The sequence below is a fragment of the Streptococcus henryi DSM 19005 genome (assembly GCF_000376985.1).
Lineage (GTDB): Bacteria > Bacillota > Bacilli > Lactobacillales > Streptococcaceae > Streptococcus > Streptococcus henryi.
The window spans coordinates 43,829-65,171 of record NZ_AQYA01000028.1; the positions used below are offsets into that span (position 1 = coordinate 43,829).

A 21,343-nucleotide genomic window follows, 5' to 3' on the forward strand; every position below is an offset into this window, starting at 1 on the left:
ATTCAGATTTGGCTAAAAAGCCAAATCTGAATCATTTTAGTAAACAAATGATTGATTTATATTTAAAACGTATTGTAATCCACCAATTTAGTCCAAATGATACTGAACTATTGTTGGCAGATAACTATTTAGAAATAACACCTAGACTGGATGACTATTTTCGTAAAAAGTTGACGAAAGTATTTTCTGATGAAGCAAAACGCGGTCAATTTGAGCAAGAAAATGTCTTTATGTCTTATTTGACTGAGGATTTGTTAGAGACTTCTGTTAAAATAGCTCAGCTTTGGAAGGAAGAATTTGTCATTTCTGAAGACCAGAAGACTAACGATCTTGTCTTTATTCAATTTGATAAAGAAGGAATTGAGCATTTTGCCTTTTTAAGAGTTGCTCTAAGGGAAAATTTCACCCATATTTCTAGCGATAGCCATTCTCCCATAAAAGTAACTCAAAACAATCTGCCATCAGCTGCTCAGACACCGGATGAAGCTTTAGTCATTAATCGAAAATCTGGTAATTATTATCTAATTGAAAAGCGAATTAAGCATAATGGCAGTTTTGCCAATTATTTCTCAGAAAACTTACTGCAAGTAAAGCCTGAACAATCTGTAAAGAAATCTATTAAGATGGTTGAACAAACAGCACAGAAAATTGCTGAAAACTTCAACAAAGATGATTTTGCTTTTCAATCAAAGATGAAATCTGCAATTTTTAAGAACTTAGAAGAGGAACAGGAATTATCTCCAGAAAAGCTTGCGGATCAACTTTTTGATGACAATCTGACAGCGCGTTTAACTTTTGTTGATCAATTAAAAGAGTCTATTCCAGAACCAATAACAGTTTCTGATATTGATCATTCTAGACAGACAAAAAAGTTAGAAAATCAAAAATTATCACTTTCTAATGGTATCCAGCTCATAGTCCCAAACAATGTTTATGAGGATGCTGAAAGTGTTGAGTTCATTCAAAATCAAGATGGAACCTATTCAATTTTGATAAAAAATATTGAGGATATCCAAAATAAATAATGTTTAAATATTTGAAACGGCTAATAATCTTCTTGCTTGTCTTTTTATTTGCATTTCAAACTTATCGAATTCATCGGAATGTCAAAAATGTTATGCAATATAAAGAAATGGTTGAAGAGACATTAGCTGATAACGATACCAAAGCCAATGTCGAATTGGTACTAGCAATGATTTACACCGAAACTAAGGGTGGCGAGGCAGATGTCATGCAGTCAAGCGAAAGTTCTGACGGTGTTGCTAACTCAATTACAGATAGTCAGACGAGTATTCAACAAGGTGTGTCTGTCTTATCTAAAAATCTTGATTTAGCTGAAGCAGCTGGAGTAGATGTATGGACTGCAGTTCAAGCCTATAATTTTGGTACAGCCTACATTGAATATGTTGCTAAAAACGGTGGTGAAAACACAATTGAGTTAGCTGAGGCATATTCAAGAGATGTCGTTGCACCAAGCCTTGGGAATACTTCCGGAGAAAGTTATTTTTACTACCATCCCCTTGCCTTAATTTCGGGTGGACGTCTTTATAAAAATGGTGGAAATATTTATTATTCTCGAGAAGTTCACTTCAATCTATACTTGATTGAAATTATGAGTGTTTTTAGTTAAACTGCTTTCTGGCCTCCAGGAGCAGTTTCTGTCTTAAGAAAGAGTATTATGAAAAAATTAAGCAGATATTTTAAAGGTTACCTAAAAGAGACTATTCTGGGCCCCTTATTCAAATTATTAGAGGCGATTTTTGAACTATTAGTTCCAATTATTATTGCAAAGATTGTTGATAATACCATACCAAACTCGGATAAAAAACAACTATATCTGATGATTGCTCTGCTATTTGGCCTAGCAGCGATAGGAGTTGTTGTTGCCATAACTGCACAGTATTATTCTTCAAAAGCGGCCGTTGGTGTTACTAAGGAAATGACTAAGGATCTCTTTGCTAAAATCATGACTTTAAGTAAAGAGGATCGTGATGAGTTAACAACTTCAAGTTTAGTTACACGTTTGACCAGCGATTGTTTTCAAATTCAAACTGGAATCAATCAGTTTTTACGCCTATTTTTAAGAGCACCGATTATTGTGTTTGGTGCAATCATTATGGCTTTTACTATTAGTGCAAAAATAACCATTTATTTTATTGCCATGGTCGTGCTGTTATTTTTCATTGTTTTTATCATGTCTCGCTTATTAAATCCTATTTTTGGACAAATTCGTCTGGCAACTGATCGAATAGTCAATCTCACTCGAGAACAAATTCAAGGTGTTAGGGTTATTCGTGCTTTTGGTCAGGTAAAAGCTGAAGAAGAACACTTCGAAGACCATAATAATGTATATACTAATTTACAAATTAAAGCCAATAATCTCTCTAGCTTGGTCACTCCATTGACATATGTTGTAGTTAATGTAACCCTCATTATCGTTATTTACCAAGGAAACATACAAGTTCGAAATAACTTATTATCACAAGGGATGCTTGTGGCATTAGTCAATTATCTTCTTCAAATTTTAACTGAGCTATTAAAAATGACCATGCTAGTAACATCTCTTAATCAGTCTTTTATTAGTGCAAAACGAATTAATGCTGTTTTTGATAAACCCTCTGAGGATATTTCAGCGCCATTAACCAAATCATTTTCTGATCATTATTCTTTAGTTGCTGATGGGATAACTTTTACATATCCAACTGCTGCGGAGCCTGCTCTTTCACAAATTAACTTTAATATGCGACCAGGTAGCTTTTTAGGAATTATTGGGGGGACCGGAGCAGGTAAATCAACTGTCGTGGAACTGCTTAATCATCTCTATGTTCCTCAAGAGGGCAGCTTGGCTATTTTCCAAAAAAATGAGTCACCAAATACTATTAAGGAATGGCGTTCTTGGATTGGTCTTGTTCCTCAAAAGGCTGAGTTGTTCCAGGGAACGATTCGATCTAATTTAGTTCTTGGTCAAGAGAGAGAGATTTCTGATAGCGAGTTGTGGGAGGCGCTAGAGATTGCTCAGGCTGCTGACTTTGTCCGAGAAAAAGAAGGTCAGTTAGATGAAGAAGTGGCTGCATTTGGCCGAAATTTTTCGGGAGGGCAACGTCAAAGGTTGACTATAGCTCGAGCGGTGCTTGAAAAGCGTCCATTCTTAATTTTAGATGATTCGACATCTGCTCTAGATTACTTAACTGAATCAAGACTGCTTTCTGCAATCAAAGAAAAATTGGGTGATACAAATCTTATTATGATTTCTCAAAGAACAAATAGCTTGAAAAATGCTGATAATATCTTAGTTTTAGATAAAGGAAAACAAGTTGGTTTTGACAACCATGATAACTTATTAGCATCAAACAGCTTATATCAGTCGATTCATTACTCGCAACATGGGGAGGAGGTTCAAAATGAAGGCTAGAAGACAAGATATGACCGCTAGACGTCTCATTAAGGATCTCTTATCACAAAAAGTGCTAGTTTCTGCTGCTAGTTTAGGTACAATTATTCAAGTTGCTTTAACAGTTTATATGCCTGTATTAATAGGTGATGCTGTCGATACAGTACTTAAAGAAAATTCACTTCAACTTCTTTATCCAATTCTAATAACTATGCTATTGGTCGTTATTGGTAACACTTCAATTCAATGGATTAATCCCATACTTTATAATAAATTAGTTTTTGATTATATTAAAGATTTACGTCAATCGGTTATGATCAAATTAAATCAGATGCCCATTTCTTTTATGGATAAGCGCAGTGCTGGGGATTTAGTCAGTCGAGTTACAACAGATACTGAGCAGTTAAGTAACGGCCTTCTAATGGTATTTAATCAATTTTTTGTCGGCCTACTTACAATTATCATCACAATTGTATCAATGGCTAGAATTGATATTTTAATGCTTTTCTTGGTACTAGTGTTGACTCCTTTATCACTCTTTTTAGCGAGATTTATTGCAAAGAAATCATACAGTCTCTATCAAAATCAAACAAAATCTCGTGGAAGTCAGACTCAGTTCATTGAAGAAATGATTAGTCAAGAAAGCTTAATACAAACATTTAACGCTCAAGAAGAAGCTGTAGAACAGTTTACAAGTATTAATGAAAAATATGCTAATTATTCTCAGGGAGCAATTTTCTATTCATCAACTGTTAATCCTTCTACACGTTTTATTAATAGTCTAATTTATGGACTGCTGGCAGGTGTGGGGGCTTTACGTATTATGTCTGGTGCATTTTCAGTTGGTCAACTAACCACATTTTTAAATTATGTTACTCAGTACACTAAGCCTTTTAACGACATTTCGTCTGTTATGTCAGAGATGCAAAGTGCCATTGCCTGCGCAGAAAGACTTTATTCAATTTTAGATGAAGAAGTTGTACAGGAAAATGTAACGAGTCAAATCGATTCAGATCATTTAGAAGGTCAAATTACCTTTGATCATGTAGCGTTCGGATATGATTCCAATCACCCTCTAATAAAAAATCTCAATCTTAGTATTCCAGCTTCATCAAAAATCGCTATCGTTGGTCCAACAGGAGCTGGAAAATCAACTTTGATAAATCTTCTTATGAGATTCTATGAGATTGACAAAGGTACAATTTATCTGGACGGTAAAGACATTAGAGAGTTTTCAAAAGAGGATTTAAGACAGCAAATTGGAATGGTTTTGCAAGAAACGTGGTTAAAAACTGCTACTATTCATGAAAATATTGCTTATGCTAATCCTGAAGCCAGTCGAGAAGAAGTCATTGCAGCAGCCAAAGCAGCAAATGCAGATTTCTTTATTCGACAATTACCTAAGGGTTATGATACCTACCTAGATGACGCCGGTCAATCACTTTCACAGGGTCAACGTCAATTACTCACAATTGCACGTGTATTTGTCAATATTCCTAAAATCTTGATTTTAGATGAAGCCACATCTTCAATTGATACTCGAACAGAAGTTCTCATTCAAGAGGCTTTTGAAAAACTAATGGAAGGTCGAACAAGTTTTATCATTGCCCATAGACTTTCAACGATTAAAACAGCTGACCTGATACTTGTTATGGATAAAGGTGATATTGTTGAATATGGCAATCACAAGGAACTCATGGCGAAAAAAGGGATGTATTATCGTATGCAGATGGCACAAGCATCATAAAATTAAGTAATAATCACATCTTTAACTTGTAATTTTTTTCTAATCTCTATCACTCAGTACGAGCGATAGAGATTTTTTATATTAGAAAAATATTTTTAGAATTTTTAAAATTATATATAATATTTGATGTTCAAACTTTACTTTGATTTTAAGAGTGGTATAATTTAATTAAAACATTATAACAATCAAAGGAGATTGAGCCAATGAAAAGTTTTAATAAAAAAGAGTCTAAATTTTCTCTACGTAAGCTAAGCGTAGGACTTGCTTCTGTGACTATTGCGGTTATGTTTTTGGGAACTGCAACGGTTTTCGCTGATGACAACGGGGTTTCCGAACCTTCAACAACAGAGGTTGCTGTGAATAATGATAAAGCACCCATGTCTAGTGCAGCCAAAACTATTTCTGAAAGCTTTGAAGAGGATGTCACTGTAATCAATGAGAATTTGATTGATGTTCGTACAGCTACTGATATTGTTAGTGAAGAAATAACAAATGCTATAGCTCAGCCTGTTGTTGACGAAGAAGTTGCAAATGTTGGTGATGTTATTTCTGTTGAGACTAGTGCGTCTGATCCTGTAATAACAGAAAGCGAAGAAGGAAGTACTACCACAGCAACGAGCGAAGCTACAGCACAGATTGTTACGACGACTAAAGCTGATAGTTCTGAACCGGTTGGTGTACAAGAGCAATCAACAGTTTCGTATGAGACATCCGGTGAGTACGAAACTAAATCAGCCACTATTACTGAAAAAGAAAGAGTTGAAAAGACTACAACAGTTGAAGTCATTAAAGTTGATAATAGCACCACAACTACAACTCAAGGAAATAATGCAGATATCGTATTTATCATAGATACTTCAGGTTCAATGTATGATGACATTGAAGGCGTAAAAAACAATGTCACCAACTTTGTATCTGGATTGAATCAAGAAAGCATAACTACCCGACTTGGTTTGATTGGCTACGGAACTGATTTCACAACTACAAGCTTTAATGGTTCTTACTTTACTACTGACACTGCTGAATTTATTACAGCTTTAGAGCAGTTGGATTATGAAGGAGCTTCTGAAGATCCTAGGTCTCCTTTGAATTTTATTGCATCAGACTATGATTGGTCAACAAATACAGGATCTAAACGATTTGCTGTTGTATTTACTGATGAAGATATTGATATTTGGGATTCTGATGAAGTTGTTGCACAAGGTATAGCTGAAGCAGTAGCGAATTTGAAAAAGGCGAACATAGCTACAAGTTTTGTTTACGACACTAATGATAGCGAAGCAGTCAATGAATTTACACCATTTGTTGATGGTACAGGTGGATTCGCTGTTGATATCAATCAAGACTATGCTGAGATTATGAGTAACCAACTTGGTAAATGGGTTATTACCAATGTTAACAGTGATGTTCGTTACTACAAAGTAATCAAAGACGATTATCGTATTTTTGTGGAAGTAGTTGCTACTGAAAAACCAGTAGAGACTGTGAAACCTGCGGCAGCACCAGTCAAAGCTACTCCAAAGGCAAATGTTGTCAAACCAACAAGTACGGCAACTGCTAAAAAGGTAGTTTCAAAAGATGAATTACCAAAAACTGGCGAAAAAAATAGCACAGCTGCTGTAGCAGGTCTAGGTATTCTAATCACTCTTCTAGGAACTGTAGGTATCAAAAGTCGCCGTAAAGAAGATTAATTTAACTCAATAAGTATTCAAGTGTACAATTTATCACTGTATATTATTTTATCAATTAAAAAAAGCAAAACTCAGTAATTGTAATGATGAATTGCTGAATTTTTTTATATTACTTCATTTTTTGATGAGTGAAACTAGTTTTTCATATAATAACCTTAGTATTAATACTTGAACAGTTTTTGACAGACATGAGATAGTTTTCAATTAGTAATTTCAAAATCAGTTACAAGCAAGTTACAAACAAATTAAAAAAACAGATATTTCTTCATAGCATATAAATTAAATGATAAAATAATTATACGAAGATTATCTTGAAAAGTGAAGGATGTAAAGAAAAGGAGAATTATGTCAGTATTAATAGCAGGGAATATTAATGTATTAGATGAAAATGATTTATTGAGTATGTTTCCTGATAAGAAAATAATATTATTAGGAAAAACACATAAACATAAAAGAAAAATTCATTGTATCGATTTTGATAATGATAATGAGATTAAGCGTTCGCTTCTAATATATAATGTTACAACTATTATATATTTTTCTGATTCAGTCGATTTTCTAAGTGAACTAGATAATGAATTGTCACAAATAAGAAAAATATTTAACCTAATCTCAAATAACCAAGACATTAATTTTTTATATGTGACTGGACCAGATTCGCGTTTTCAAACTGAGACCAGTCGAAGCATAATAATGAATGCTTACGAACGCCTTGTATATTCTTATTCAATTCAAAAGAATATTTCTTTAAAAATTTTGCGTTCTTTGTATATGTATCAATTAAATTCCCTTAATGATTACTTGTATAGTTTGTCAAAGTCAAGTAGCAATTCAATCATTAATAGGAATCAAAAAGCATATTTTATTTTTGCACAAGATTTATTTGATTTGTGTCGTCGTATACTTGATAATTGGAAAGACTGCTTTGAGATTATTGATATTCCAGATAACTTTGGGATTACATTCTCTCAACTTTTTGAACTGCTTCACGTATTTGATGATTCACTATTCTCTAATACAGCCCCAATATATGAACTTGATTCACAAGTTTCTAATCTTAAGGATAAATATGGGTGGTTTCCAAAAGTATCTATTCTAGAGGATATTTCGACTTTTGAATTTCCTGATGCTTCCTTGAGTGAAACTAAAGCAACACTATTTGAAAAAATTCGTGAGTTAGCGAAACAAGATAGAACTTCAGTAAAATTTGCTATTTTAATTGGTTTGATTTTTCTTAGCGAATTATTGATACATTACTCAAACAATCAGTTGTATTTTAAAACAGTTGATTATCGATTATTTGCTGTTGTAATCTCTGGTATGAGTTTGGGGATTTCATATGGTATTTGGGCATCATTATTTGCATCAATTGGACTGATTGTTCAGAATATTCTGGGAGGAGAAACCAATTTTCAAACACTATTTTTTGAACCAACTAACTGGATTCCATATATCGTTTATCTTGTTTCCGGATTAACTAGTGGCTATGTTAAGGAAAAAGACCAGTCTGATTTATTCAGCCTGACGACTGAAAAAGAACATTTAGAGAAACAATTAATCGATGAACAATCTTTTGTAGAAGATTTACTTTCAGAAAAAGTTGACTTAGCACATCAAATCCTAGAACGACAAGATAGTTATGGAAAGATTTATCATTTTTTAAAATCTTTGGAAACGCCATATATAGAAATGTTTTTAATTAATTTGATTGAAAATATTAAAGAGATTTTTTCTACAGAAGATGTTGCCATTTTTAAAGTAACGCCTGATCATATAAGCGAACTTATCTTGACAACATCGAAGGATGAAAGGCATTTAATGTTAAATTTTGAACAGTTCGAAGTCATTGAATACCGTCTAATAAGTGAAAATGTCTGGGTAAATAAGCACCTAAATAGTGATTATCCTATGTATCTTGCAGGAATAATATGCGACGAAACTGTGCACTACTATATTTCCTTGGATAACTTAGCTCCAAGTAAGTTAAACCTCAATTATCAAAATATACTAAAATCTTTGGTTGGCCTAGCTAGTTTAAGCTATCAACGACTTTTTAAAGAGGAAAATCGAAGTTATCAAAATGTAATGAGTGAAGATGATTTTTATCATAAAATACTTGCACTTAAAAATGCTTCCTCAAAATACTTCTTAGGCAGAGTTTTAATTTTGAATAAGAATTTAGAGCAAATTGAGCCACAAATGATTGTAAAAATAGAGGAAAAACTATCACATTTCGATAGTTTAGGACAAATTGGAACTAATTTATGTTTGCTGATAAATGTGTGTGATCATCATTCATTAACAGCATTAGAAGATGATTTATCTATTATTGGACTTAAAGTAGTAGATGAACTTAATATCGAAGAGTCTGTTGAGGCACTTGAATTTAAGCAGATGGTTTCATAAAGGAGACTAATATTGTTAGTTACAATTTTTTTAGCATGTCATTTTATTGTTATTACACTTATCTACTTTGGAGCCCCAAAATGGGAAATTCAACTTAATGTATATCATCAGTTACTGTTACTATTTTTCCCGATCCTTGGGCCAATATCTGTGATTTATCTTTTAAAGGATAAAAAGTCACGGTCTCAAAAAGATAAATTATCTTTTGAAGAGGTTATTCCTTGGTTATCAAATGACAAAGATGTAAAGGATAATTTTGAGTCTAGTGAGCCTGTGACACTTGATATTACTAATATCGTTCCGTTTCAAGAAGCACTGTTACTCAACAACTCAAGTATTAAACGCGAACTCATTATTGATGTCATTTTTGAGTCCCCAGAAAATTTTGTTTCTTTGTTAAATCAAGCTCGATTGAATGATGATGTTGAAGTAGTACACTATGCAACAACAATTTTATCGGAGTTATCAGCAAAATATGACGAGAACTTACACCGATTGGAGCATCAGGTGAAAAAGAATCCAGATTCATTTATTAAAAGATGTGATCTATCAGACTTTTTAGAACGTTATATTAAAAGTGAAATTGCAGAAGGGCACTATGGCAAAACATTGAAGCAAAAATACATTCATGAAATTGAGTGGATGATAGAAAAAAATTTTCCTGTAGATAAAAAGCGTTTGATATCTTTAGCTAGAACCTATCAGAGTTTAGAAAATTTTGAAGCTTTAGATAATTTGATAACAAATCTATTTAACCTTTTCCCTGATGATCAAGATATCTGGATGCTGTACCTTGATACGATAATTTTAAAGAAGTCAGGCTCTGAGTTAGAACAATTTTGGGAGTTTTTAGGACAAAATAATATCTATTTTTCTGAAAAAAATAAAGTAAAACTTAACTTTTGGAGACAGCATAGGGAGGCAACAAATGTTTAAAAAAAAGACATTTAGATTTACATCAATTCTCCCAGTTTTTCTTATTCTGATAATACTTGCGGTGGCATTGTTAATTGAACGAAATGGGATAAGTTACCAAAACAAAAATAGCGAGAATACTTATCTATCAACTTCCAATGTAAAAACAAAGGTCGAGTCTCTTTCTGAAGTAACAGTATCAAATCTTGTCATATATGATTCAAGTAACATAACTTCAGAAAGTGCTATTGATAACTTTAAACAAATTTTTGAAGATATGAAGGTCGGAACCACTTATATAGATATTTCGAATGAGTCAGTACCTGATTTCGAAAACTTCGATACAGTTGTAGTGCTAACTCCTGATTTGGAACCACTTGGAGAGATGGCAATAACTATGATGGAATGGGTTGAGACTGGAGGAAATGTAATGTTCGCAATGACATTACAAAAAGATGATGTAGTTTCCATTATTGAACATAAATTGGGAATCATACACTCTTCATATCTATATAACACCGTTAGCGAAATCTCAATCAAAAATAATTTTATGTTAGGTTCTGGTAGAATCTATAAAATTGATGACCCATTTGAATCAGCTTGGGCTGTTGAACTAGAAGACAACGCTGATGTATACCTTACAACAGGGGATGACAAGCAGGTTCCTCTTGTCTGGAAATATGAATTAGGAAATGGCCATGTTGTTGTTGATAATTTTGGAATATATGTCAAAGCTATGCGTGGCTTTTATTCGGCTTCATTTTCATTATTGGGAAATATTGGAGTCTACCCTGTAATAAATTCAGCAGCTTTTACACTAGATGATTTTCCATCTCCGGTTCCGACTGGTGACGCAAAATATATTACTCGTGATTATCAGATGACTGTTTCTGATTTTTATACAAATATCTGGTGGCCGAATATGGTCACTCTAGCTGATAAATACGGCATAAAATACACAGGTGTTGTTATTGAAAACTATGAAGATGATACATCAGGAAATACTGAACGTCAGTCGGATAGTTCACGTTTTACATACTTTGGTAATATGCTTTTACAAATGGGAGGAGAAATTGGATACCATGGCTACAATCACCAACCGCTCGTTTTATCAGATATCAGTTATGGTGACACATTCTCTTATAAAACCTGGTCAAGTAACTCAGCAATTAAGAAATCGCTTGATGAACTAATAGATTTTACAGAAAATCTATTCCCAACAAGCGAACACTCAGTCTATGTCCCACCCTCAAATGTTTTGTCGGAAGAAAGTAGAAATGTACTAGCAAAAGACTTTCCTAATATCAAAGTAATAGCGAGTAATTATTTTCCAGAAGAATTTGTTTACGATCAAGAATTTGCAGTTGCTAATGACGGAATGATTGAATCTCCTAGAGTATCCTCAGGAGCTATGATTGATGATTATATAAAACTAACCATGGTATCTGAGTTAAACTTACACTATGTTAGTCATCATTTTATTCATCCAGATGATCCTTTGGATGTTGATCGAGGAGCAAAGCAAGGTTGGGCTAAATTATATAAAAAACTGTCAAATCAAATGGCCTGGCTTTATAAAACCGCACCTTCAATACGAAATATGACGGAATCGCAAATGGGGGGAGCAATACAAAGATTTTCTAGCATAACGGTTGACAAAAAAGAAAATGATTCTTCCTACATTTTCAGTCTTGGGAATTTTGTTGACGAAGCTTATTTTATGGTGAGATTTAATGAAGATAAACCTGGGAGGGTGACTGGAGGGAGCTTGGAGCATTTAACTGGAAATCTATACCTTCTACATGCGACCTCAGCTAAAGTATCTATAGCCAAGAAATAATAATTTGAAAGGAGAATCGGTGCGTATTTGTTTAATTTTAGAAGGGTGCTATCCTTACGTAAATGGCGGTGTCTCTTCTTGGATGCATAATTATATTAATGAAATGACTGAACATGAATTTGTATTAGTTACAATAGGTGCAAACTCTGAAAGCCGTGGAAAATTCAAATATGAATTAGCAGATAACGTGGTCGAAGTCAAAGAGATTTTTTTAAATGAAGCTATCCAATCTTCAGTACATTCAAACTGGAAAGGTAAATTTAATAGTTCAGAGCGCCAATCGTTAAAAGCTCTGTTAGCTTGTCAAACACCTGATTGGGAACTATTATTTGATATTTTCAATAAACGTCAGGTTCACCCAGCTGATTTTTTAGAGAGCCAGCTTTTTTTAGAACTATTAACCGAAATAGTTGAGGAAAATCACCAAAATAAATCATTTGCTGATGTTTTTCATACAACTCGTTCAATGCTGATTACAGTTCTTTATTTAATGACTCAACAACTACCAAAAGCAGATATTTACCATTCAATTGCAACGGGATACGCTGGATTGCTGGCTACATTAGGAAGTTACCAGCACAATGCACCATTATTGTTAACAGAACATGGTATTTACACTAGAGAGAGAGAGGAAGAAATATTACGTTCAGACTGGGTGTTACCCACAATGAAGCGTGATTGGATTCAATTCTTCTACATGTTATCAAATTTAATTTATAGTAGGGCAAATCGCGTGACAAGCCTCTATACTAAAGCAAAATATATTCAGGAAGAGGTTGGGTGCGATATTGAGAAATGTGTAGTGATTTCAAATGGTATTCATTATGAGAGATTTGCAGCAATCCCCCTTAAAGAGGAAGATGAATGGATTGATATCGGTGCTGTTGTCCGTATTGCTCCCATAAAGGATATAAAGACGATGATTTATGTATTTTATGAATTATCACGTAAATACCCAAATACTCGATTACATATTCTCGGTGGTGTGGACGATGAAGACTATGATAGAGAATGTCATCAATTAGTCCGTCAACTTGGAATAAAAAATATATTTTTTACAGGGCAAGTTGATGTTGTAAAATACATGGAGAAGTTGGATTTTACAATCTTAACGAGTATTTCTGAAGCACAACCACTATCAGTCATTGAGTCAATGGCAGCGAGACGACCTTGTGTAACGACTGATGTTGGTTGCTGTAGAGAACTATTGGAAGGTGACAAGGGAGATCATTTAGGAGTTGCAGGTTATTGTGTACCACCTACATATCGAACTGGGTTGACACATGCTATGGAGAAAATGTGTAGCTCCCGTGATTTAAGAGAAAAAATGGGAGAAATTGCACAAGAACGTGCAAAGACATATTATCTTTATGAACTGATGATACAGCAATATCGTGATTTATACTTGGAGGTAACTTAATGGCTGGAATTGGTTTCGCTATAAACAAGATTGTAAGAGAAAAAAAACTGACATCAAAACCACGTGCATTTGCTTACGCTTCTATTGTCACAGTCGCACCACTTTTATTTGGGGAACTTGTCTTACTAACAATATATAGTCTATCTAATCTGGCCAAGGTAACAATTACAGATAGGAACTTAATTGTAGCCATCATTACCTATGGGTTACTTGGTTCTCTTTTTATTAACGGTTTTGTTTCACTTGTCATTTCTCGCTATTTATCAGATAAGATATTTTCTAGAGATCTTAGCAACATATTAACAAGCTATTTGGGAAGCCAATTTTTCAGTGTCTTCCTTGGGGGAATATTATATGGAATATTTCTACTAATATCGCGAATAGGTTTTATTTATGGTGTTTTAGCCTGGATATTATTTTGTGAGTTTTTATTATCTTGGAATGTTATTAATTTTTTAACCATAATAAATGACTATTTGGGAATTGTTAAGGCTTTCTTTGCGACAATTTTAACTACATTGATAATGAGTAGTATTTTCTTGTTAATTCATATTTCAGTTGTTGTTTCTCTATTAGCTGGAATAATATTTGGTTACGCTAGTTTTCTCATTCTTGCAACCAATCTTCTGTGTCAACAATTTCCAAATAAATTAAATTATAATCAGATGTTTGATTTTTTGAAATACTTTGATAAACATTGGAAATTGGCTATTATTGGTTTATGTACTCAACTTGGATTATTAGGTCATATTGTAGTGATTTGGTTCAGTCAAATTGGACAACAGGTTCGAGGATTATTTTACATTGCTCCTTATTATGATTTAACAGTCTTTCTAGCATCATTAACCATGCTAGCAAGCACTGTACAGTTTATCATTTCAATTGAAGTAGATTTTTTCAAAAGTTACCGCTATTATTATCTAAGTTTTACAGGAAAATGTACACTTCAAGAAATCCGTAAGGCAGAGAGGGACATGACGGAAAGTTTGAAAAAAGGTATGAAACAAACTGTTTGGGTACAATTGATTGTCACTTTACTTTCAATTTCAGTTGGAACATCTATATTAAATGCCTTGCCATTAGGTTTTAATACCACGATGAATGGATATTTTAGAATTCTTTGTGTTGCCTACGCAATATACGGTCTAGCAAATATTGTAGCCTTATCCACTTATTACTTTGGAAACCTTACAGGAAGTTATTGGACAAGTATTACCTTTGCTGTATTATCCATCTTAGCAACTGTCGCAACACTTTACACCAATACTTTGTTTTATGGTTTTGGTTTTTTGATAGCAACTATGCTATATTTTATCATTTCTTGGATAAATTTAGAAAAAATCACTAGCAATTTAATGTATCAGATTCTAGGAAGACAGCCAATTGTTTTTTCAGAAAAAAAGGGGATATTTTATCGTTTTGCAATTTTTCTAAACAAGAAAATGCTTGTTTTTACAAAGGAGGTGAACTATGAAGAATAGAAAGAGCCTTTTATTAGTCATTTTACTATTGATTTTGACAACTGTTCTTGTATATTGCTTTGGTTCTTTCACCAATGAGAAAGAAGATGAATCTAGTGATAAAATCCCAGAGACAGAGGTTGTTTTTTCGGATGATTCATATCATTTAACTGATAATTCTGCTCTTTACGATACATATGATTATAAAGATGTGCAAACAATGTACTTAACCGTTACACGTGGAAGTGACAGCGATAATACAAATCATTCCTGGTCTGAAGTAAATAATTTATCAGTTTATGATTATGAAAAGATGGGAATTGACCGATATAAAATTTCTGGATTGTTACAGGTAGGAGATGATAAGGGACCAAAAGCTGGCGAATTGGGATTTGGGGAAACTGCACCAAACGCAACAATACAAATTAGAGGTCAGACTTCAAGTAGTAACCAACAAAAGAATTACAAAATAAAAATCAAACAAAATAAGGGAAGTTGGTATGGTCAAAAAACAATTAATCTAAACAAACACCAAACTGAAAGTCTTCGTTTTCGAAACATGATGTCGTATGTATTACTCCAAGACATTCCTCAAGTGTTAAGCCTACGAACTCAGTTTGTCCACCTTTATGTTAAAGATACAACAGGAGATAAACCGGATGAGTTTGTTGACTACGGTCTGTATACTCAAGTTGAACAACTTAATAAATCTGGTATGAAAGCTCACAATTTAGATAGTAGTGGACAACTTTATAAAGTTAACTTTTTTGAATTTATCGATTCTGATAATGTTATTAAATTAAATAGCGACCCTAGTTATGACGAGGGTAAATTTGAAGAATTACTCGAAATTAAAGGGTCTACAGACCATACTAAACTTATTGATTTAATAAAGAAGGTTAATGATACTTCAATCGATTTTGAAGATGTTTTGGAACAATATTTTGATGTAGAAAATTTATCTTACTGGATGGCTTTTCAAATCCTAATGGGTAATCATGACACCCAGAGTAGAAATATGTATCTATACAGCCCACTCAATTCTCAAAGATGGTATATCATACCATGGGATAACGATGGATCACTTTTTGAAACAGAATATTCCATCAAGGGGTTTTCGGGAAATGCTGATTGGGAGACCGGTATTAGCAATTATTGGGGAAACCAATTATTCCAACGAGCGTTAAAAACGAAAAGTTTCCAAGAAGCTTTGAATCTCGCGATAGAAGATTTATATCATAATAATTTATCCAAAGAACACATGACATCGCTTTCGAATGATTTAGCAAATATTGTAAAACCTTATATTTCTGAGATTCCTGACAGTACCTATCTAGGTATCTCTACAGCTGATTACCAAAAAGTTTTGAACGCCTTACCTTCAGAAGTTGAAAGTAATTATAAAAAGTACTATGAGAGCTTTAAAAAGCCAATGCCGTTCTTCATTAACATAAAAGAAAAAAGTGATAATGGAAAATTGAAAATAAGTTGGGGAAATTCATACGATTTTCAATCAGAAGACATTACATACTCTGTAGAGATCTCAAAAAACTATGATTTTTCAACTACAATCTTCAAACAAGATAATTTAAAATTGACAAATACTGAACTAGATATGATGGAAGCAGGGCAATATTTTATCCGTGTTACTGCTTCAAATACTTCTGGACAGTCCCAAATGGCATTTGATTATTATGTAACAAGTGAAGATGGAAAAATATCTGGTGTTAAATCATTTTATATAAACCCCGATAAAAGCATAAGTGAGGATAACTATGAAGAAAACTAAAGAAGTTTTTCGACACGAACAAAAATACTTGATTTCACTTAAAGATAAACATCTCATTCGTCAACGAATAAGGAATATAATGACCTTAGATAAGCATGTAAAAAGTGAGAGTTATACAATTAGAAGTCTATATTTTGATGACTACTGGAACAGTGCTTATGAGGATAAACAGGCAGGTGTACTTATTAGAAAAAAATATCGTATTCGTATATATAATTACACTGATCAAGTGATTAAACTTGAGCGCAAACGAAAACATGGTGCATATATTTATAAAGAAGATGCACCGCTGACAAGGGAAGAATTTTACAAAATTATTGATGGAGATTATGACTTTTTATTAAAAAGCCCACACCATCTTTGCCAAGAATTTTACATTGAGTGTATATCTAATGTTTTACGTCCAAAAACAATTGTTGACTATGAGCGTGAGCCTTGGACGTTAGAATCAGGAACTGTACGGATTACCTTTGATGAGAATATTCGAGCAGCAATAGGGAGCTTTGATATATTTGATGCTAATTTACCAGCCCTTGAAGTATTGGAACCTGAAAAATTAGTTTTAGAAGTAAAATATACTGAATTTTTCCCTGATATTATCAAAGAAATTATTCCATCAGATGCTACTGAATTCACTGCGGTATCCAAATATGTATTATGTTATGACAAGACAAGCTATAAGAGAGACTTAAACTTCTTTTGGTACGATAATTAAGAAAGGTAAAAAATGAGTATTAACGACATTTTAAAAAACTCTTTTGTGAGTTCATATACCGGGGCGGATTTATGGAAAATTCTGTTATCAATGATAATTTCAATTATATTAGGGGCTGTAATCTATCTTATTTATCGCCAATTTTTTTCCGGTGTGGTTTATTCACGTAGTTTTGCAGTTACATTAGTTGGTATGACAATATTAACATGTATGGTAACCTTAGCAATTAGTACTAATATCGTTATATCACTTGGTATGGTTGGTGCCTTATCCATTGTTCGATATCGTACAGCAATAAAAGATCCGATGGATCTCTTGTATATTTTTTGGGCAATTACAACGGGTATTACAGTTGGTGCAGGCATGTACTTATTATCTATGATTTCAGCGATAATTATGATAGTACTGTTTTATATTTTTTATAGACATCAACAATTTGGTAAAGTTTACATTGCTGTGATTCATTTTAACCACGACGAAACAGAAGAGAAAATTTTACAAGCTTTTGGTAAAATGAAATATTTTTTGAAAGCAAAAACAGCTCGGAAAGGGTTAATCGAGCTAACTGTAGAAGTTTTTTGTAAAGATGAAAACTTAAGTTTTACAGAAAAAATAAATAATATTGAAGATGTTGAGGACATAACACTCATTCAATATAACGGAGAATATCACGGTTAATTTAAAGAGAGGTAAGGGGGTAAGTTATGTCAATTTTATTAACAGGTGGAGCAGGATTTATTGGTAGCCATACAGCTGTAGAGCTTATTTCAGCAGGCTATGATATAGTAATTGTAGATAATTTCTCAAATAGTTCCAAAGAAGTTTTAAATCGTCTAAAAGTAATCACTGGAAAGAAAATTCATTTTTATAACGGTTCAATCTTAGATAAGGTATTTTTGAATAATGTTTTTTACGAAAATGATATTGAAGCAGTTATTCATTTTGCAGCATATAAAGCTGTAGGAGAGTCCGTTGAACAACCACTGAAATATTATAGTAACAATTTAACAGGGACATTAGTTCTACTTGAAGTGATGAGAAATCACCATGTGAATCATATTGTTTTTAGCTCCAGTGCCACAGTCTATGGAATGGATAACATTTCTCCTCTAACTGAGAATTTAAAAACTTCTGCGACTAATCCTTATGGTTACACAAAAGTGATGATAGAACAAATTCTAACAGACGTAGCATTCGCTAATAAAGAAATGTCTGTTACGAATTTGCGATACTTTAATCCGATTGGGGCCCATGAGAGCGGTCTTATTGGAGAAGCTCCAAATGGTACTCCAAACAACCTCGTACCCTATATTAGTCAAGTAGCTATAGGAAAATTAAAAGAATTGAGTATTTTCGGTAATGATTACGACACCCCTGACGGCACCGGGGTACGTGATTATATACATGTTGTTGATTTAGCAAAAGGGCATGTTGCGGCTCTTAAAAATAATCTAAAAAATACAGGAAGTGCTGTTTTCAACCTAGGAACTGGACATGGATATAGCGTCCTAGAGTTGGTTAAAACTTTCGAAGAAGTAAATCATGTTTCTGTTCCATTTGTCATCAAAGATCGAAGAGCTGGTGATATCGCTACTTGCTATGCTGACTCGAGTAAAGCTAAAGAGGTGCTTGACTGGACCGCTGAAAAAACTTTGCAAGACATGATGAGAGATTCCTGGAGATGGCAAAGCAAAAACCCCAATGGCTATCAATCATAATCTTATCAAAAAATCAATCATTATCTTTTTTCTAATAAATGACTTAATAATTCTTGAGGTAGCTGAAAAGTTACTTCAATTATTTTAAGGGCTGAATCGAAGTAAAATATAGCCATCTCTAAGTCTATAAAACAGAAGATTGAAATTGGTAAAAGTGCTGAAATATTCTCAAGTTTTCTTTAATAGGTTGAATTGATAAAGAGGCTGGAAAAAACTCAATCTATATTCTTCTTTTGAAAAATAGATACTTTAAAAAGGCATAGAATCAACGTTTGGATAACGAAGTTCTATGCCTTTTACTGTATTCTGGAGTTTTTACCCAGCCTCTTTAAAAAAATCTAAAAGAATTCAATAATATGGGAGAGAGAAAGGTTTTTGAAACTTTTAACAAAACAAGCTAGTTTGTTAACAATAAAAAACTACTTCCTCAATATGAGGAAGTAGTAGGAAAGAGTAAGCTTATTTCACAAATGCATTGATTTCAGCTTCGATGTTTGCAACTTTTTCTTCTGCGACAGCAAGTGTTTCACCAACTGTTGCGATGTAGAATTTGATTTTTGGTTCAGTTCCTGAAGGGCGTACTGCAAACCAGCTATCATCAGTCAATGTGTATTTAAGAACGTCAGAAGGTGGTGTTGTCAATTCAGTTGTTGTTCCATCCAGAGCAACAGCTTTTTGCAAAGCAAAGTCTTCGAAGAGTGCAATGTCAGTCTTGTTGAATTGTTCAGGTGCATTATCACGGAACTTAGTCATGATTGCTTTGATTTGTTCAGCACCGTCTTTACCTGAAAGTGTAACAGAAATAGTTTTTTCTGCGAAGTAGCCGTATTCTTTGAAGATTTCATCGATACCATCAGCCAGTGTCATGCCACGAGAGCGGTAGTAGGCAGCAATTTCAGCAACCATAAGGACAGCTTGAATAGCGTCTTTATCACGTACAAATGGTTTGATGAGGTAGCCGAAGCTTTCTTCAAAACCAAACATGTAAGTGTGGTTGTGTTTTTCTTCAAATTCTTGAATTTTCTCAGCGATGAATTTGAAACCAGTCAAGACATTGAACATTGTTGCGCCATAACTTTCAGCAATCTTAGTCACCAACTCTGTTGATACGATTGATTTAGCAACTGCAGCATTTTCAGGAAGTGTTCCTGCTTGTTTGTGTGCCTCAAGGATATACTTAGCGATAAGTGCACCAATTTGGTTACCAGAAAGGTTCCAGTATGAACCGTCAGCTTGGCGAACCTCAACACCAACACGGTCAGCATCAGGGTCAGTTGCTAAGAGTACATCAGCTCCAACTTTACGTCCCAATTCCTCAGCAAGAGCAAAAGCTGCTTGGCTCTCAGGGTTAGGTGAAGCAACAGTAGAGAAGTCTGGGTCAACGGTAGCTTGAGCTTCAACAATTTGAACGGATTCAAATCCAGCTTCAGCAAGGGCACGACGTGCGAGCATTTCTCCAGTACCATGAAGTGGTGTGTAAACAATCTTCATGTCTTTACCGAATTCTGCAATCAAGTCTTTATTGATATTGATTGCTTTGAGTTCATCAAGGTAGAGGCGGTCAGTTTCTTCACCAAGAACGGTAATGAGACCGTTAGCCTTGCTATCTTCCAAGTCAGCTAATTCAACAGCAAATGGATTATCAATACCACGGATGTAGTCTGTCAAAGCAGAAGCATCTGCAGGTGGCATTTGTCCACCATCTTCTCCATACACTTTGTAACCGTTAAACTCTTTAGGGTTGTGACTTGCAGTTACCATAATACCGGCGATTGTTCCGTAATGGCGAACTGCAAATGATAGTTCAGGTGTTGGACGTAGGCTCTCAAAAACGTAAGACTTGATTCCATGTGCAGCTAGCACTTGAGCAGATTCAAAAGCAAATTCAGGAGAGAAGTGACGAGTGTCGTAGGCGATAGCAACACCACGTTTTTTAGCTTCTTCACCTTTTGATTCTACCAATTTAGCCAAACCTTCAGTTGCCTGACGAACAACATAGATATTGATGCGGTTTGTACCAGCGCCAATATAGCCACGCATACCAGCAGTACCAAACTCGAGGTTTGTATAAAAAGCATCTTCTTTAGTTTTTTCATCCATGGCAACCAATTCTTCACGAAGGTAGTCTGGAAGTTCTGCAAAATCTAGCCATTTTTGGTAGTTTTCAGTATAAGTCATAGAAAGCAACTCCTTTTTAAAAACAGAATGCAACTTGTAAAAATTGATAACTTTCACAAGAGTCTGTTTGATT

General features: G+C 33.9%; 15 protein-coding genes. 14 read left to right on the top strand and 1 reads right to left on the bottom strand.

The window, feature by feature from the left end; translation table 11 throughout:
- Positions 1-47: 47 nt before the first annotated feature.
- The 14 genes from F601_RS0103750 (at position 48) to galE (ending at position 19,092) form a co-directional block, all read left to right on the top strand.
- The gene (locus tag F601_RS0103750) at positions 48-1,025 is read left to right on the top strand and encodes a nucleoid-associated protein (protein WP_026183096.1); all 978 of its coding nucleotides are present in this window, start codon (positions 48-50) and stop codon (positions 1,023-1,025) included.
- Positions 1,025-1,630 (top strand): lysozyme family protein, encoded by a 606-nt coding sequence (locus tag F601_RS0103755; RefSeq protein WP_018164334.1) that lies wholly within the window; start codon positions 1,025-1,027, stop codon positions 1,628-1,630. Before F601_RS0103750 ends, F601_RS0103755 begins: the two co-directional genes overlap by 1 nt.
- Before the next feature lie 48 nt (positions 1,631-1,678).
- Positions 1,679-3,412: an ABC transporter ATP-binding protein gene (locus F601_RS0103760; protein ID WP_018164335.1), complete on the top strand. Its 1,734-nt coding sequence runs from the start codon at positions 1,679-1,681 to the stop codon at positions 3,410-3,412.
- Positions 3,402-5,138, top strand: a complete 1,737-nt coding sequence (locus F601_RS0103765) for an ABC transporter ATP-binding protein (protein WP_018164336.1) — start codon at positions 3,402-3,404, stop codon at positions 5,136-5,138. Before F601_RS0103760 ends, F601_RS0103765 begins: the two co-directional genes overlap by 11 nt.
- Positions 5,139-5,341: 203 nt before the next feature.
- The gene (locus F601_RS13295; protein WP_018164337.1) at positions 5,342-6,829 is read left to right on the top strand and encodes a VWA domain-containing protein; all 1,488 of its coding nucleotides are present in this window, start codon (positions 5,342-5,344) and stop codon (positions 6,827-6,829) included.
- Between the two features lie 345 nt (positions 6,830-7,174).
- Complete coding sequence (locus F601_RS0103775; RefSeq protein WP_018164338.1) at positions 7,175-9,235, top strand: hypothetical protein; 2,061 nt, start codon at positions 7,175-7,177, stop codon at positions 9,233-9,235.
- A 12-nt stretch (positions 9,236-9,247) separates the two neighbouring features.
- Complete coding sequence (locus tag F601_RS0103780) at positions 9,248-10,171, top strand: hypothetical protein (RefSeq protein ID WP_018164339.1); 924 nt, start codon at positions 9,248-9,250, stop codon at positions 10,169-10,171.
- The gene (locus F601_RS0103785) at positions 10,164-11,990 is read left to right on the top strand and encodes a DUF2194 domain-containing protein (protein WP_018164340.1); all 1,827 of its coding nucleotides are present in this window, start codon (positions 10,164-10,166) and stop codon (positions 11,988-11,990) included. The genes F601_RS0103780 and F601_RS0103785 overlap by 8 nt, the downstream gene beginning before the upstream one ends.
- Before the next feature lie 19 nt (positions 11,991-12,009).
- Complete coding sequence (gene pelF, locus F601_RS0103790; RefSeq protein WP_018164341.1) at positions 12,010-13,410, top strand: GT4 family glycosyltransferase PelF; 1,401 nt, start codon at positions 12,010-12,012, stop codon at positions 13,408-13,410.
- The gene (pelG, locus tag F601_RS0103795) at positions 13,410-14,891 is read left to right on the top strand and encodes an exopolysaccharide Pel transporter PelG (protein ID WP_018164342.1); all 1,482 of its coding nucleotides are present in this window, start codon (positions 13,410-13,412) and stop codon (positions 14,889-14,891) included. Before pelF ends, pelG begins: the two co-directional genes overlap by 1 nt.
- On the top strand, positions 14,881-16,659 hold the full coding sequence (locus F601_RS0103800; protein WP_018164343.1) for a CotH kinase family protein: 1,779 nt from the start codon (positions 14,881-14,883) through the stop codon (positions 16,657-16,659). The genes pelG and F601_RS0103800 overlap by 11 nt, the downstream gene beginning before the upstream one ends.
- Complete coding sequence (locus F601_RS0103805; protein ID WP_018164344.1) at positions 16,646-17,374, top strand: polyphosphate polymerase domain-containing protein; 729 nt, start codon at positions 16,646-16,648, stop codon at positions 17,372-17,374. Before F601_RS0103800 ends, F601_RS0103805 begins: the two co-directional genes overlap by 14 nt.
- A 12-nt stretch (positions 17,375-17,386) precedes the next feature.
- Positions 17,387-18,052, top strand: a complete 666-nt coding sequence (locus F601_RS0103810; protein WP_018164345.1) for a DUF4956 domain-containing protein — start codon at positions 17,387-17,389, stop codon at positions 18,050-18,052.
- 26 nt (positions 18,053-18,078) lie between these two features.
- Entirely contained in the window at positions 18,079-19,092 is a 1,014-nt protein-coding gene (galE, locus tag F601_RS0103815; RefSeq protein ID WP_018164346.1) for a UDP-glucose 4-epimerase GalE, read from the top strand.
- Between the two features lie 459 nt (positions 19,093-19,551).
- On the opposite strand, the gene F601_RS0103820 is transcribed toward galE, so the two are convergent.
- Positions 19,552-21,270 (bottom strand): phospho-sugar mutase, encoded by a 1,719-nt coding sequence (locus tag F601_RS0103820; RefSeq protein WP_018164347.1) that lies wholly within the window; start codon positions 21,268-21,270, stop codon positions 19,552-19,554.
- Positions 21,271-21,343 lie beyond the last annotated feature (73 nt).

Excerpts from the sequence above, each read along its gene's own strand:
- F601_RS0103750 (WP_026183096.1), top strand. The coding sequence starts at position 48 with ATGATTGATTTATATTTAAAACGTATTGTAATCCACCAATTTAGTCCA.
- F601_RS0103755 (WP_018164334.1), top strand. The coding sequence starts at position 1,025 with ATGTTTAAATATTTGAAACGGCTAATAATCTTCTTGCTTGTCTTTTTA.
- F601_RS0103760 (WP_018164335.1), top strand. The coding sequence starts at position 1,679 with ATGAAAAAATTAAGCAGATATTTTAAAGGTTACCTAAAAGAGACTATT.
- F601_RS0103765 (WP_018164336.1), top strand. The coding sequence starts at position 3,402 with ATGAAGGCTAGAAGACAAGATATGACCGCTAGACGTCTCATTAAGGAT.
- F601_RS13295 (WP_018164337.1), top strand. The coding sequence starts at position 5,342 with ATGAAAAGTTTTAATAAAAAAGAGTCTAAATTTTCTCTACGTAAGCTA.
- F601_RS0103775 (WP_018164338.1), top strand. The coding sequence starts at position 7,175 with ATGTCAGTATTAATAGCAGGGAATATTAATGTATTAGATGAAAATGAT.
- F601_RS0103785 (WP_018164340.1), top strand. The coding sequence starts at position 10,164 with ATGTTTAAAAAAAAGACATTTAGATTTACATCAATTCTCCCAGTTTTT.
- pelG (WP_018164342.1), top strand. The coding sequence starts at position 13,410 with ATGGCTGGAATTGGTTTCGCTATAAACAAGATTGTAAGAGAAAAAAAA.
- F601_RS0103800 (WP_018164343.1), top strand. The coding sequence starts at position 14,881 with ATGAAGAATAGAAAGAGCCTTTTATTAGTCATTTTACTATTGATTTTG.
- F601_RS0103805 (WP_018164344.1), top strand. The coding sequence starts at position 16,646 with ATGAAGAAAACTAAAGAAGTTTTTCGACACGAACAAAAATACTTGATT.
- F601_RS0103810 (WP_018164345.1), top strand. The coding sequence starts at position 17,387 with ATGAGTATTAACGACATTTTAAAAAACTCTTTTGTGAGTTCATATACC.
- galE (WP_018164346.1), top strand. The coding sequence starts at position 18,079 with ATGTCAATTTTATTAACAGGTGGAGCAGGATTTATTGGTAGCCATACA.
- F601_RS0103820 (WP_018164347.1), bottom strand. The coding sequence starts at position 21,270 with ATGACTTATACTGAAAACTACCAAAAATGGCTAGATTTTGCAGAACTT.